The organism is Polymorphospora sp. A560 (assembly GCF_045781765.1).
GTDB lineage: Bacteria > Actinomycetota > Actinomycetes > Mycobacteriales > Micromonosporaceae > Polymorphospora > Polymorphospora lycopeni.
Genome location: NZ_CP122282.1, coordinates 690,503 through 703,777, shown reverse-complemented (window position 1 = coordinate 703,777; position 13,275 = coordinate 690,503). Strand labels below are relative to the sequence as shown.

The window sequence follows — 13,275 nt, the reverse complement described above, 5'->3', positions numbered from 1 at the left end:
GGAAGGGGTCGCGTGCGCCCACGCTATGCGACCGCCGGGCCGGGCGGCCACCCGGTCCGGTCCCGCTGGCCCCGGCGCCCGCTCTGACGGATGATGACAGCCCGCCGTTCGCAGGAGGCAACGTGGCCGCACCGCTGCTCCCCCCGGCCGACCGGGCGCTCGCCCGCCCGTCACGGCGGGTCACCGCCGCGGCCGCCGCCCTGGCCGCGCTCGTGGTGGTCGGCGCCGTCGGCCTGCTGGAGATCCGCCCGCCGCGGCCGCGTCCCGCCGACGCGCCGGCCGCACAGTTCAGTGCCGACCGGGCGGAGGAGCACCTGCGGGTGGTGGCGGCCGAACCGCACCCGGCCGGCAGTGCGGCGAACGACCGGGTACGCGAGCACCTCGTCGGCACGCTGCGCGGGCTGGGCCTCGCGACCGAGGTGCAGGACACCGTGGCGCCCGAGGCCGGCCAGCTCAGCGGTGCCGCCGGCGGCGCGACCCTGGCCCGGGTCCGCAACGTGGTCGCCGTGCTGCCCGGCACCGCCCCGACCGGCCGGGTCTTCGTCGTCGCGCACTACGACTCGGTGCAGCTCGCGCCCGGCGGCAACGACGACGGGGCCGGCACGTCGACGATCCTGGAGGTCGCCCGCGCGATGACGGACGGGGCACGCCCCCGCAACGACGTGGTCTTCGTGCTCACCGACGCCGAGGAGGCGTGCCTGTGCGGGGCCTCGGCGTTCGCGTCGAGCCACCCGCTGGCCCAGGGCGGCGGGGTGGTGCTCAACCTGGAGGCCCGGGGCAGCACCGGTCCGGTCATCATGTTCGAGACGTCGCGTGACAACGCCGCGCTGGTCGGCGCGTACGGGCGGGCCGCGCCGCACCCGGTCGGCACCTCGTTCGCCGTCGAGGTCTACCGGCTGCTGCCCAACGACACCGACTTCACCGCGTTCCTCGCCGAGGACTTCGTCGGGCTCAACTCCGCCTATCTCGACGGTGGCGCCAACTACCACACCCCGCAGGACACGGTCGAATCGGTCGATCTGGCCAGCATCCAGCACCACGGCGACAACACCCTGGCCCTGGTACGCGAGTTCGGGTCGGTCGACATCGCCGGCCTGACCGCCGGCGGGGACGCGACGTACTTCCCCGTACCGGGCGGCCTGGTCCGCTACCCGGGCTGGCTGACGTGGCCACTGGTGCTGCTGGCCGGCGCCGCGGTCGGCGTGCTGGCCTGGCTGGCCCGCCGGCGCGGGCGTACGACGTGGTCGCAGTTGGGCTTCGGCTTCGAACTCTGGGTGGTGCCGATCGTGGTCGCCCCGGTCGCCGCCCAACTGCTGTGGGCGGGGCTCACCGCGATCCGGCCGGGATACGCCGAACTGCTCGACCCGTACCGTCCACAGTGGTATCGGCTGGCCGTCCTCGCCCTGACCGCCACGATCGTCCTCGCCTGGTACGCGCTGATCCGCCGGCGGACCGGACCGGCCGCGCTGGCGATCAGCGGCCTCGGCTGGCTGGTGGCGCTCGGCGCGGTCCTCGCCGCGCTCGCGCCGGGCGGCTCGTATCTGGCGACGCTGCCTGCGCTGGCGACGGCGGTCGGCGGAATCATCGCGCTGCTGGTCCGCCCGGGCAGCGTCTGGGCGGTGGTCGCGGTCACCGCCGGCGCGGCGGTGGGCGTACTCGTCCTGCTGCCGACCGTGGTGCTGCTCTTCCCGGCACTCGGCATGGCGATGGGCGGCGCCGCCGCCGTCTTCACCGTGCTGCTCGGCATCGCGGTGCTGCCGGTCGTCGACCTGCTGCATCCGGAGGCCGGCGGGCAACGCGGACTGGCGACCCTGGAAGCCCGGCGGGCGGCGGCCGTCCCGACGCTCGCCGCCGGCCTGGCCACGCTGGTGTTCGCCGGGGTCGGACTGGCCGTCGACCGGTTCGACGCCGACCATCCGACACAGACCCACCTCATGTACGCCCTGGACGCCGACACCGGCACCGCCCGGTGGCTCAGCCGGGAGACCGACCCGCAGCCGTGGACCGCCGGGTACGTCGACGGGCCGGCCTCGATCGCCGACGAGTTCCCGGCCCTGGCCGCCCACGAGCTGCTGGCCGGCCCGGCGCAGGCGGCCAACCTGCCGGCACCGGCCGTGCAGACGGTCAGCGACACCACCACGGCCGGGGTCCGCACGCTGCGGGTCAGGCTGGTGCCGCAACGTCAGGTACGGCTCGCCGCGCTGCACGTCGACCAGACCACCGCGACGGTGCGGTCCGCGACGGTGGCCGGGGTGCCGGTGCCGGTCGAACCCACCGACGACGACCGGTGGAGCTTCGGCATCGTCTTCCACGCCCCGCCGCCGGAGGGAGTGGAGATCGAACTGACCCTGGCGGCGACCGGACAACCGGTGGCGCTGCGGGCGGCGGACGCCAGCGACGGCCTGTCCGGGCTGCCGGGCTTCCGGCCCCGGCCGGCCGATGTCGGGATCGTCGGCTCGCACAGTTCGGAGATGCTGATGGTGGCCCGGACCTACCGCCTGCCCCCGGCCTAGGACGGGGCTGACACGGCGCGGTCATAGCGGACAGGATCTGACCGGAACAGCTCCTACGTTGGTGCCGGAGGCCGCCGTGGCGGTCGCGGACCGACGAGGAGGACCGGAATGGAGCAGGTGGGCGACGACAAGGTACGGAGCCGCCGTCGTCACCCCGCTCGGCACCAACGCGTGGGGTGACCAGGGATGCCGCCTGAAGGACCCGTTCGGCAACCTCTGGTGGGTCCAGACCCACGTCGAGGACGTCCCCGAGTCGGAGATGTACACCCGGATGGCGAGCCCGGAACACGAGGAGTTGATGCGCGTGTCGACCGAGACCCTCGACGGGTTCATACACTCCGTACGCGGGGCCGGCGTGGCCTGATCCGGCGGATCAGCGGCCGGACGACTTCCAGCGGAAGTGGACGAAGAGGCGACCGAAGTTGTCGGAGTCCTTCTCCACCCGGTGGTAGAGCTGCTTGATCTCCTTCTGGTCGAGAAAGCGCAGCACCCGCTTCTTCAACTGGCCCGACCCCTTACCGGGAATGATCTCCACCAGGGTGGCCTTCTTGGCGACCGCCTCGTTGATGATCCCGCGCAGCGCCCGGTCGATGTCCTGGTTCCGGTTGAAGATGTCGTGCAGGTCGAGCTTGAGCTTCATCGCGCGGCTCCCGGCTGCTCAGAATCCATGACGGCTGCCGTCGGCATGATCGGTCCGCTCGCGTGCTCGCTCATGACAGCAGATGGTAGGCCGGCCGCCGGGAGCGGGAAACCTGCTCACGGCGGCCGGCCGGTGGTTCAGCGGTTGACCCGGTTCTCGACCCGGCGCAGCGCGGCCGAGTATTCGGCGTTCTCCTCGGCGCGCATCGCCACGGCGAGGCGCAGGTGTCCGAGTGCCTCGGCCGGCCGGCCGAGACGTTCGAGGGTACGACCGAGCACGTGGTGCGCGTAGTGGTCGCTGGGGTCGCTGACCAGCATCGCCCGCAACTGCTCCTCGGCCCGGTTGAGCTGGGCCGCACCGAAGTACGCGCGCGCCAGCAACTGCCGTACCGCGGTGTTGCCGGGCTCCGCGGCGACGATCGGCTCGAGCAGTTTGGCCGCGTACGCCGGGTCGCCGGCCTCGAAGAACAGCTCCGCCCGCCGGTACTCCTGCAGAAGATCCATGTTTCCGCCTCCCGGTTCGGTCGTACCCGTGCGGGTGGCACAACAACGGGACGGGCGTTCCTCTTCCCCACCTGCAGGCCGGCGGCGACGCCGCCACTTCCCCACCTGCAGGCCGGCGACGACGCCGCCACCTGCGGGCCGGCGGTGACGCCGGGCCGGGTCAGGGCCGGTCGCTGCGGACCGGCCGGTGCGGGCGGACCGACCAGGCGCGGACCCCGCCGAGGATGCCGGCGGTGTTGGGGACCACCACCACGTCGTCACCCATCCGGGCCAACTGCTCGGGGCGGATCAGCCGGGAGTTGCCGCCGCCGAGGTAGAGCCGGTCCCACAGGAACACCGGGCGCAGGCCCTCGACGACGCCGCGTACCCGGCGGGACCAGAACGTGTCGCCGAGCCGGCGGCGTTCGTGCTCGCCGACGTACGTGTCGTAGCTCTGCCCCCAGCGGACCGGCGCCTGCGACAGCTCCAGGTGCGGAGCCAGCACCCCGCCGTCGAACAGTGCGCTGCCCAGGCCGGTGCCGAGGGTGAGCACGAGTTCCAGGCCGGTGCCGGCGACGACACCGGCGCCGTGTACCTCGGCGTCGTTGAGCACGAGTACGGGCACCCCGAACGCCTCGGTCAGCCCGGTCTGGGCGTCGAACCCGAACCACTGGGCGACCAGATCCTGGTCGACCTTGGTGCGCGGACCGGCCCGGGTGATGTAGTGCGGGGTGGCCACCACCACGCCGTGCCGCAGCATGCCGGGCATGCCGACGGTCACCCGGTCGGCGGCCGGCAGCTCCGCGGCCAGGTCGAGCAGGGTCTTCACGAACAGCGACGGGGGCAACGGGTAGGGGGTCGGCACCCGCAGCGGGCGGGCCCGCATCGTGCCCTGCTCGTCGAGCACCGATCCCTTGATGCCCCCGCCGCCGCAGTCGATCGCCAAGGTCGTCACCACAGGCACAGTCTGCACGGCGGGTACGGGTGCGCGGGATAGCATCTCCCCCTGATGGCTGCCACCCTGATCGCACGCGGGCTCGCCGCCGGCCACGGCGACAAGATCCTCTTTTCCGACCTCGATCTCGTCGTCGCGCCCGGCGACGTGGTCGGGCTGGTCGGGGTCAACGGGGCCGGCAAGTCGACCCTGCTGCGCATCCTCGCCGGCCGGCAGCCGGCCGAACAGGGTTCGGTGCAGCTCAACCCTCCGTCGGCCACGGTCGGCCACCTGCCGCAGGAGCCGGAGCGGCGGGCCGACGAAACGGTCCGCGAGTTCCTGTCCCGGCGCACCGGGGTCGCCGACGCGCAGCGGGACATGGACGGGGCCGCCGAGGCGCTGGCGGCCGGCACGGCCGGTGCCGACGACCGGTACGCCGCCGCGCTGGAGCGGTGGCTCGACCTGGGCGGCGCCGACCTGGCCGAACGGGCCGAGACGGTCGCCGACGAACTCGGCCTCGCCGTCGACCTCGACCAGCCGATGACCACGCTCTCCGGCGGGCAGGCGGCGCGGGCCTCGATGGCGTCGCTGCTGCTCAGCCGCTACGACGTGTTCCTGCTCGACGAGCCGACCAACGACCTCGACCTCGACGGGCTGCGCCGGCTGGAGGAGTTCGTCACCGGGCTGCGGGCCGGCACCGTACTGGTCAGCCACGACCGCGAGTTCCTGACCCGTACGGTGACCCGGATCGTCGAACTCGACCTGGCCCAGCAGCAGGTCCGGCACTACGGCGGCGGGTACGCCGCCTACCTGGAGGAGCGCGAGGTGGCCCGCCGGCACGCCCGCGAGGAGTACGAGGAGTACGCCGACACCCGCGCGACGCTGGAGGCCCGGGCCCGCACCCAGCGGTCGTGGATGGAAAAAGGCGTGAAGAACGCCCGCCGCAAGGCGACCGACAACGACAAGATCGGTCGCAAGTTCCGGTCCGAGGCGACCGAGAAGCAGGCGGCGAAGGCCCGGCAGACCGAGCGGCTGATCGAGCGCCTGGAGGTGGTCGAGGAGCCGCGCAAGGAGTGGGAGCTGCGGATGGAGATCGCCGTGGCGCCGCGCGCCGGCGCGGTCGTCGCGGCGCTGCGCGGCGCGGTCGTACGCCGTGGCGGGTTCACCCTCGGGCCGGTCGACCTCCAGATCGACTGGGCCGACCGGGTAGCGATCACCGGCGCCAACGGGTCCGGCAAGTCGACGCTGCTCGGGGCGCTGCTCGGCCGGCTGCCACTGGACTCCGGCAGCTCGGCGCTCGGGCCCGGGGTGGTCGTCGGCGAGGTCGACCAGGCGCGGGGACTGTTCCTCGGCGACGAATCCCTGCTGGACGCGTTCGGTGCGGCCGTACCCGGGATGGTGCCGGCGGACGTACGGACGCTGCTGGCCAAGTTCGGGCTGCGGGCGGCACACGTGCTGCGCCGGGCGGCGACGCTGTCGCCGGGTGAGCGGACCCGGGCCGCGTTGGCCCTGTTGCAGGCGCGCGGGGTCAACCTGCTGGTCCTCGACGAGCCGACCAACCATCTCGACCTGCCCGCGATCGAGCAGCTCGAGTCGGCGCTGGCGAACTATCCGGGCACGCTGCTGCTGGTGACCCACGACCGGCGGATGCTCGACGCCGTACGGACCACCCGGCGCATCGAGGTCGAGTCGGGCCGGGTCGTCGCCCGCTAGCCCTTGTGCGGCGCCGGTTCCGGGCGACAATCAACGGGTGATCACATGGGAGTACGCACTTCTCGTGCGACGGCGGGTACCCCGGATGCACGACACCGGGTGGGAGCTGACCTACACCTGGTACGGGCCGGACGGCCAGGTGCTGGACGTCACCCCGTACGGCGACACGGCTCTGGCGCATCTCAACCGGGCCGGGTCGCAGGGCTGGGAGCTGGCGTCTGTGACTGAGGACACATCCATGCAGGGCTCCAGCGAATTGCACCGCTACCACATGAAACGGTCCAGGACGACGGGGCCGCCGCGGCAGCGTATCCGCAGCTCGACGCGGGCGGTTCGGCGCAACTGACGGGAGCGGCACCATGGCCAGGACCCACACCTACGAGCTGTCGGTGAACTGGACCGGGGACCGGGGCACCGGCACCAGCGCGTTCCTGGCCTACGACCGGACCCACGAGATCGACGCGCCGGGTCGGCCTACGCTGCCCGGCTCGTCGGACCCGGCGTTCCGGGGCCAGGACGACCGGTGGAACCCGGAGCAGTTGCTCGTCGCGTCGCTGTCCCAGTGCCACATGCTGTGGTACCTGCACCTGTGTGCCGACGCGGGCGTGGTCGTCACCGGCTACACCGACCAGCCGGTCGGCACGATGGTCGAAGAGGCCGGGGCCGGCGGGCAGTTTACCGGGGTCGAGCTGCGGCCGCGGGTCACCGTCACCGAGGCCGGGATGGTGGAACGGGCGACCGAGCTGCACACGGCGGCGCACAAGCTGTGCTTCATCGCCCGGTCGGTCAACTTCCCGGTGACCCACCGCCCGGTGGTCGAGGCCGCCTGAGGTCAGCGCCTCTTGCCACCCTTCGAGGTGGTCTTGCGGGTCTTCGGGTTGTTGTTGGTGCCGCTGTTGGAGTTGTCGGCCGAGGTCGGTGACGCGGTCGGGGTCGGCGTCGGGCTGGGCTCCTTGGCCGGGGTCCAGCCGGCGGGCGGTGTGTTGCGGCCGGCCGACACCCATGACCAGGCGACGAACCTGCCGTTCACCATGCGGCCGCAGTCCGGCACCTCCGACTTGCGGCGGTCCTCGGCGTCGCAGTCCTCGACCTCGACGCCCGATCCACCGGGCGGCGTCTGCGGTGCCGGGTCGCCACCGCAGCCGGTGACGAACACGAGGGTGGCCGCGAGTGCCACGGTCGAGGCGAGTGTGGACAGTCGCATGCGGACCTCTTTCGGATCTGGGTGGCGGCGTCGGCCATCGACCACAGTGACCTATCGATGCAACACCCGGACCGGGTTCGTGTCGGCAGGTCAGCCCCGGTTGCGCGGGTGCTGCCTGGCGGTCCGCTCGTTGCCACGCCGGTAGTTGCCGGTCCAGCGGGCCATCACCTGCTGTGGGTCGTCGTCGACCTCGGCCAGGAACTCGGCCGCCCGTCCGCCGCGCAGGGTGGTGGCGCTTCGCCCGTGATGCGTGATGACGACCGACCCGTCGGCCCGTGTGATGTAGTCGAATCCCTCCGCCCGTCCCATGCCTCGCGATCCTGCCAGCACCACCGTGTCGGGCCCATCGATTTTCCGGATGCACAAGATCCGCGTGATCAGGGAGTTTGCCGGGCGGCGCGCCGCCGACACGCGGGAAATACTCCCTGATCACGGGGATCTAGGCGGGGTAGGTGGTGGTCTCGGTTGCCTTCAAGGCCGCCCAGACGCGGGCGCCTGGGGTCAGGTTCAGGTGGGCGGCGGCCGCGGGGGTGACGTCGGCGGCCAGGGGGATCGGGCCGGCGAGTTCGATCCGCAGGTTGTCGCCGCTCGGAGCCACCGCCACGATCGTGGCCGGCCAGGTGTTGCGCGGGCTGCCGTCGGGCTGGCGCGGATACAGCGCGACGGCCGACGGGCGGAACGCCACGAACACCTCGCCGTGCTGTGGCTCGGCGGTGGCCAGCCGGAAGCCGCCGACCAACTCCACCGTGGTGCCGTCGGCCCGGCCCCGATAGAGGTTGAGGCCGACCAGCCGGGCCACGTAGTCGGTCCGCGGTCGGGTCGTGACGGTGGCCGCGTCGCCGGACTGCACCACCCGGCCCTGCTCGACGATGACGAGCCGGTCGGCGAGGACCATCGCGTCGAGCGGGTCATGGGTGATCAGCACCGTCGCGCCCGGGTGCTCGGCGAGATGCCGGTGCAGGTGGACCCGGGTGTCGAGCCGGGTACGCGCGTCGAGGGCGGCGAGCGGTTCGTCGAGCAGGAGCAGGTCGGGTCGTACGGCCAGGGCGCGGGCGAGGGCGACCCGCTGGGCCTGCCCGCCGGAGAGCTGCCGGGGCCGGCGTCGCGCGTGCTCGGCCAATCCGACCCGGTCGAGCCAGCCGGCGGCGTCGGCGCGGGCCCGCTGGCGGGACACGCCGCGACAGCGCGGGCCGAACGCGACGTTGTCGAGGGCGGTCAGGTGTGGAAAGAGCAGGTAGTCCTGGAAGACGAGGCCGATCGAACGCTTCTCGGGGGCGACGAACCGCCGGGTGTCGGGATCGTCGAGCCGCCGGCCACCGATCGTGACGTGCCCGCCGTGCAGCGGCAGCAGGCCGGCGAGGGCGCGCAGGGCGGTCGTCTTCCCGGCGCCGTTCGGGCCGAGCAGCGCCACCACCTCCCCCGGCGCGGCGGTCAGCGGCAGGTCGAGGGTGAAGCCGGGCCGTTCGACGACCAGGTGCGCGTCCAGCAGTTCGGTCATGGGCTGGTGATCCAGCGGTCGCGGAGGCTGGCGAGGATGGCGACCGAGACGACGAGCAGGACGAGGCTGAGCACGATGGCCGCCTCCAGGTCCTGTTCGAGGGCGAGATAGACGGCCAGTGGCATGGTCTGGGTGCGGCCGGGAAAGTTGCCGGCGAAGGTGATGGTCGCGCCGAACTCGCCGAGGGCGCGGGCCCAGCACAGGACCGCCCCGGCGGCGATGCCCGGGGCGACCAGCGGCAGGGTGACCCGCCGGAAGGCGGTCCACCGACCGGCGCCGAGGGTCGCGGCGGCCTCCTCGTAGCGGGCGTCGGCGCCGCGCAGCGCGCCCTCGACGGCGATGACGAGGAACGGCATGGCCACGAACGCCTCGGCCAGCACGACGCCGGTGGTGGTGAACGGCAGCGTGATCCCGAACGTCTCGTCGAGCCAGCCGCCGATCAGGCCGCGCCGGCCGAACACCAGCAGCAGCGCCACCCCGCCGACGACCGGCGGCAGGACCAGCGGGACGGTGACCAGGGCCCGTACGAGCCGCCGGCCGGGAAAGGTGGTGCGGGCCAGCAGCCAGGCCAGCGGTACGCCGAGCAGCAGGCAGAGCAGGGTCGCGGCGGTCGCGGTGACCAGCGAGAGCCGCAGCGCCTCCAGCACGCCGGGCGCGGTGAGCCGCTGCGGGAGGCTGCTCCACGGTGTCCTGATCAGCAGCCCGGCCAGCGGCAGCACGAGGAAGCCGAGGCCGAGCAGGGCGGGCACGGCGAGCACGACCGGCACCCGCGCGGAACCGCGCCGGGGCCGGCCGCGCCGGAGGCGGGCGACCGGCCCGGCTCCGGCGGTCTTGGCGCTGGTCGGCGGCACGGTCAGGGCGCCTGGAACCCGGCTTCGACCAGGACGGCGCGGGCCTTGTCGCCGAGCACGTACGCGACGAACGCCGCCGCCCCGGCGCTGTTGGGGGCCTGCTTCAGCGCGACGATCGGATAGTCGTTGACCGCGCCGGCGGACTCGGGGAACTCGATGCCGTCGACGTCGGCGGCCGCGGCCCGGGCGTCGGTGCGGTAGACCAGCGCCGCGTCGACCTCGCCGAGCCTGACCTTCGACAGTGCCTGCTTGACGTCCTGTTCGAGGGTGACCGGGGTCAGCGCGGTGCCGGCGGCGTCCAGCGCCGTCTTCGCCGCCGCTCCGCACGGCACCTGCTCGGCGCAGAGCGCGACCTTGGTGTCGGGCTTGGTCAGGTCGGCCAGGCCGGTGATGCCCTTCGGGTTGCCCTTGGCCACCGCGATGACGAGCTGGTTGCTTACGAAGACCTGCGGCTCGGCGGCGTTGTCGCCGGCGTCGGTGACGGTCTTCATGGTGGCCGGGCTGGCGGCGGCGAAGACGTCGGCGGGCGCGCCGGCGGTGATCTGCTGGGCGAGCTGGGAGCTGCCGGCGAAGCTGAAGGTGACCGTGACGCCCGGGTTGGCCGCCTCGAAGTCCGCGCCGATCCGGGTGAACGACTCGGTCAGCGAGGCGGCGGCGAGCACGGTGACGCTGCCGGTCACCGCGCCCGGCGAGCCGTCCGCGCCCGGCCGTGGGTCGTCGTCACCGCCGCCGCAGCCGGCCGTGGCCAGCAGCAGGGCTCCGACCGCCACACTCAGCGTCCATCTCCGACCGCGCATCCGCGCTCCCCTTCCCCGTTTCGACCGGGCCACCGGTCAGCGGGCCCGTTCCACCACGACGGTGGTCGACTTGATCACCGCGACGGCGGTCGAGCCGACCTCCAGGCCGAGGTCGTCGACGGCTTCCCGGCTCATCAGCGACACCACCCGGAACGGTCCGGCCTGAATGTCGACCTGGGCCATCACCGAGTCGCGGGTGACCGCGGTGACGATCCCGCGCAGCCGGTTGCGGGCCGACGAACGGCCGGCGTCCTCGTCCGGGTCGTCGGCCAGCGACTTGGCGAACCGGGCCAGGTCGACGCCGGAGATCGTGCGGTGGCCGTGGTCGTCGCGTTCGGCGGCGAGCCGGCCCCCGTCGATCCAGCGGCGGACGGTGTCGACGCTGACACCGAGGAGTTCGGCCGCCTCGCCGATCCGATAGGTGGTCACCCCGCCACCCTATGGCCGCATCTGCGAGTTGAAAAGCTCTGATACCCCGGCAGATGCCGGGCCAATAGTCGCGGGAGTGTCGCTGATGCGGCACGCCGCCGGCCGGCGGGGCTGGGGAACCCACCGGCCGGCGGGGCCGGTGCCGGACGCTGTCCGCGAGGGCACGACGTACGTCGCCCGGCACACCCCACCGCCGGCCCGGGCCGGGCCGTGACCCGGACCGGCGACGGGGTCAGTCCCGGCGGCCGATCGTGGAATAGAGCAGGTGGCCGCGTACGACGAGGCCGGAGGCCGGGTCGGTGGCGAGGCGGGCGATCTCGTCGAGGTCGGTGTCGGTGAGGGCGCCGGTGGTGAGGCGGTCGCGGTGTTGGGCGATGTTGACGCTGACCAGGGCGAGTCCGGGGCTGCCGGCGTACCAGACGGGTGTGTGGATCGCGGTGTCCAGGTCGCGCAGGCCGGCGGCGCGCATGGCGGGGTGGATGCGGACGGCCCAGGTGAGGTCGGTGCCGGCGGCGGCGAGGATGTCGCGGGCGACGGCGTGCTGGTAGACGGCGAACAGGGTGCGGGCGCCGGTGGTGGGGGCGTCGATGACGGCGGTGTCGGGCTGGATGGCCCAGTCTTCGACGCAGAGGACGCCGCCGGGGGTGAGGGCGTCGGCGAGGCGGGCGAGGATGCGTTCGCGCTGTGGCAGGTGCATGAGGACGAGGCGGGCGTGGATGAGGTCGTACGGCGGTTTCGGGACGGGGTCGGTGGCGATGTCGTGGGCGAGGGCGGTCAGGCGTGGGTGGCGGGGAATGAAGGCGGGACGGATGTCGGTGGCGAAGACGTGTCCGCCCGGTCCGACCTCCTCGGCGAGCCAGGCGGGTACGGCGCTGCCGCCGGCGCCGATTTCGAGGCAGCGCCGGCCGCGCAGGTCGAGGTGGGCGAGCCGGCCGATGGTGACGTCGTCGAGGAGGGCGGCGAGGCTGGCGAGTTGGTTCGGTGCGGCGGGGTGGTCGTTGTCGTAGGCGTAGTGGTCGTGCCTGGTCAAGGGTGGGTGCTCCAGGATCGGGCCGGTGGCCGGCGGTGCGTGGGTACGAGGGTGGCCGGGGGCACGCCCCCGATCGCGCTGGGCGTGACGTGCCCCCGGCCGCGGGGTGGTGCGGCTCCCCGCCGGACGGGACTCAGGCGGGGGCGGGTGCCAGGTCGAAGGCGGCGACCCGGTCCGGGGCGAGTCCGGCGGGGATCGTGCCGGCGCCCTGGAGGACGGCGATGGCGCGGGCGATCCGTTCCGGGTCGAGTACGCCGGCGCGGGCGTTCGACAGCACGTATGGCTGCATGAGGGCGACCTCCTGTGCGGCGGCGGCCGGGTCGGCGGACGGCACGTGTTTGTGCAGGATCTGGCCGGCCTCGTCGGGGTGGTCGATGGAGTAGACGAGTCCTTCGAGGATCGCCTCGCTGAACCGGCGTACCAGGTCGGGGTCGTCCTTGATCAGGGTCATGGGTGCGATGAGGGCGTTGCCGTACAGGTCGGCGATGACGTCCGAATACGGCAGCAGGTGCACGGGTCGGCCCTGGGCGGCCTTTTCGACCGTGCCCCGGGCCACGGTGAACTGGCCGATACCGTCGACCCGGCCGGCGGCCAGCAGCCCCGGCGTCTGCTGCGCCGGGGCGTTGACCCACTGCACACTCGCCGGGTCGATGCCGGCGAGCCTGGCGTACGCCGGCCACAGCAGCATCGGCGCGCCACCGGGCACCCCGCCGACCCGCTTGCCGACCAGGTCGGCCGGGGTGGTGATGCCCGAAGACTCCAGGACCGTGATCGAGTTCAGCGTGCGTTGCTGGATCGCCGCGACCGCGCGTACGTCGCCCTGGTAGTCACCCTGCCCCAGCGTGATCATGACGCCCGACAGGTCGTTGGCCGAGAACTGTGCCTGCCCGGCCGCGAGGAGTTTGAGGTTGTCGGCCGATCCCTGCCCGGGTTTGATCTCCACCTCGATGTTCCGGTCGCGGAAGAAGCCCTTCTCCAGGGCCACCCAGGCGTACGCCTCCCGGCCGAAGCTCGCGAACGCGGTCAGGTAGACCACCCGGTCCACCCCGTCCGGCTGCCGGGCCGGCGCGGCGGTGCAGGCGGCGGTGACCGCGAGCAGCCCGGCCAGGATCGCCGTACCGGCGCGGCGGGCAGGTCTGTTGCGCATCTCTGTTCACTCCAAACGGACAGGGTTGGCGAGGCAT

General features: G+C 73.2%; 17 protein-coding genes. 6 read left to right on the top strand and 11 right to left on the bottom strand.

The window, feature by feature from the left end; all coding sequences use genetic code 11:
- Nucleotides 1-122 precede the first annotated feature (122 nt).
- On the top strand, nt 123-2,513 hold the full coding sequence (locus tag QCD66_RS03270) for a M28 family peptidase (RefSeq protein ID WP_375734396.1): 2,391 nt from the start codon (nt 123-125) through the stop codon (nt 2,511-2,513).
- Between the two features lie 76 nt (nt 2,514-2,589).
- Nucleotides 2,590-2,877, top strand: coding sequence for a VOC family protein (locus tag QCD66_RS03265; RefSeq protein ID WP_375734397.1), 288 nt, complete (start codon nt 2,590-2,592; stop codon nt 2,875-2,877).
- 9 nt (nt 2,878-2,886) lie between these two features.
- Here the strand turns inward: QCD66_RS03265 and QCD66_RS03260 are convergent, their stop codons facing one another.
- The 3 genes from QCD66_RS03260 to QCD66_RS03250 all read right to left on the bottom strand — a co-directional run bounded on the left by QCD66_RS03260 (nt 2,887) and on the right by QCD66_RS03250 (nt 4,593).
- Entirely contained in the window at nt 2,887-3,153 is a 267-nt protein-coding gene (locus tag QCD66_RS03260) for a Smr/MutS family protein (protein WP_357513074.1), read from the bottom strand.
- Nucleotides 3,154-3,290: 137 nt separating this feature from the next.
- Nucleotides 3,291-3,656, bottom strand: coding sequence for a tetratricopeptide repeat protein (locus QCD66_RS03255; RefSeq protein WP_357536588.1), 366 nt, complete (start codon nt 3,654-3,656; stop codon nt 3,291-3,293).
- 160 nt (nt 3,657-3,816) lie between these two features.
- Nucleotides 3,817-4,593: an ROK family protein gene (locus QCD66_RS03250; protein ID WP_364210607.1), complete on the bottom strand. Its 777-nt coding sequence runs from the start codon at nt 4,591-4,593 to the stop codon at nt 3,817-3,819.
- Nucleotides 4,594-4,644: 51 nt separating this feature from the next.
- Between QCD66_RS03250 and QCD66_RS03245 the strand changes: the two genes are divergently transcribed.
- From QCD66_RS03245 to QCD66_RS03235, 3 genes are read left to right on the top strand one after another with little or no spacing between them, the layout of a single operon-like run.
- Entirely contained in the window at nt 4,645-6,282 is a 1,638-nt protein-coding gene (locus tag QCD66_RS03245; RefSeq protein WP_364210604.1) for an ABC-F family ATP-binding cassette domain-containing protein, read from the top strand.
- Nucleotides 6,283-6,319: 37 nt separating this feature from the next.
- The gene (locus QCD66_RS03240; protein ID WP_357536594.1) at nt 6,320-6,628 is read left to right on the top strand and encodes a hypothetical protein; all 309 of its coding nucleotides are present in this window, start codon (nt 6,320-6,322) and stop codon (nt 6,626-6,628) included.
- 13 nt (nt 6,629-6,641) lie between these two features.
- The gene (locus QCD66_RS03235; RefSeq protein WP_375734398.1) at nt 6,642-7,112 is read left to right on the top strand and encodes an OsmC family protein; all 471 of its coding nucleotides are present in this window, start codon (nt 6,642-6,644) and stop codon (nt 7,110-7,112) included.
- A gap of 2 nt (nt 7,113-7,114) precedes the next feature.
- Here QCD66_RS03235 and QCD66_RS03230 read toward each other — a convergent pair whose 3' ends face one another.
- From QCD66_RS03230 to QCD66_RS03205, 6 genes are all read right to left on the bottom strand, one after another.
- Entirely contained in the window at nt 7,115-7,486 is a 372-nt protein-coding gene (locus QCD66_RS03230) for a hypothetical protein (protein ID WP_357536598.1), read from the bottom strand.
- Between the two features lie 90 nt (nt 7,487-7,576).
- Complete coding sequence (locus tag QCD66_RS03225; protein WP_357536600.1) at nt 7,577-7,795, bottom strand: hypothetical protein; 219 nt, start codon at nt 7,793-7,795, stop codon at nt 7,577-7,579.
- A gap of 130 nt (nt 7,796-7,925) precedes the next feature.
- Nucleotides 7,926-8,984 carry an ABC transporter ATP-binding protein gene (locus QCD66_RS03220; protein WP_375734399.1) on the bottom strand — a complete coding sequence of 353 codons (1,059 nt, stop codon included), beginning with the start codon at nt 8,982-8,984 and terminating at the stop codon, nt 7,926-7,928.
- Complete coding sequence (locus tag QCD66_RS03215) at nt 8,981-9,751, bottom strand: ABC transporter permease (protein ID WP_375734421.1); 771 nt, start codon at nt 9,749-9,751, stop codon at nt 8,981-8,983. The genes QCD66_RS03220 and QCD66_RS03215 overlap by 4 nt, the downstream gene beginning before the upstream one ends.
- Before the next feature lie 86 nt (nt 9,752-9,837).
- Nucleotides 9,838-10,632: a molybdate ABC transporter substrate-binding protein gene (gene modA, locus QCD66_RS03210; protein WP_375734400.1), complete on the bottom strand. Its 795-nt coding sequence runs from the start codon at nt 10,630-10,632 to the stop codon at nt 9,838-9,840.
- A 36-nt stretch (nt 10,633-10,668) separates the two neighbouring features.
- Nucleotides 10,669-11,061 (bottom strand): TOBE domain-containing protein, encoded by a 393-nt coding sequence (locus tag QCD66_RS03205; RefSeq protein WP_364210590.1) that lies wholly within the window; start codon nt 11,059-11,061, stop codon nt 10,669-10,671.
- Between the two features lie 76 nt (nt 11,062-11,137).
- On the opposite strand from QCD66_RS03205, the gene QCD66_RS03200 reads away from it, so the two are divergent.
- Nucleotides 11,138-11,275: a hypothetical protein gene (locus QCD66_RS03200; protein WP_375734401.1), complete on the top strand. Its 138-nt coding sequence runs from the start codon at nt 11,138-11,140 to the stop codon at nt 11,273-11,275.
- 18 nt (nt 11,276-11,293) lie between these two features.
- Here QCD66_RS03200 and QCD66_RS03195 read toward each other — a convergent pair whose 3' ends face one another.
- Both QCD66_RS03195 and QCD66_RS03190 read right to left on the bottom strand, forming a co-directional pair.
- Nucleotides 11,294-12,091, bottom strand: a complete 798-nt coding sequence (locus QCD66_RS03195) for a class I SAM-dependent methyltransferase (RefSeq protein WP_375734402.1) — start codon at nt 12,089-12,091, stop codon at nt 11,294-11,296.
- A gap of 133 nt (nt 12,092-12,224) precedes the next feature.
- Nucleotides 12,225-13,238, bottom strand: coding sequence for an ABC transporter substrate-binding protein (locus tag QCD66_RS03190; RefSeq protein WP_375734403.1), 1,014 nt, complete (start codon nt 13,236-13,238; stop codon nt 12,225-12,227).
- Nucleotides 13,239-13,275 lie beyond the last annotated feature (37 nt).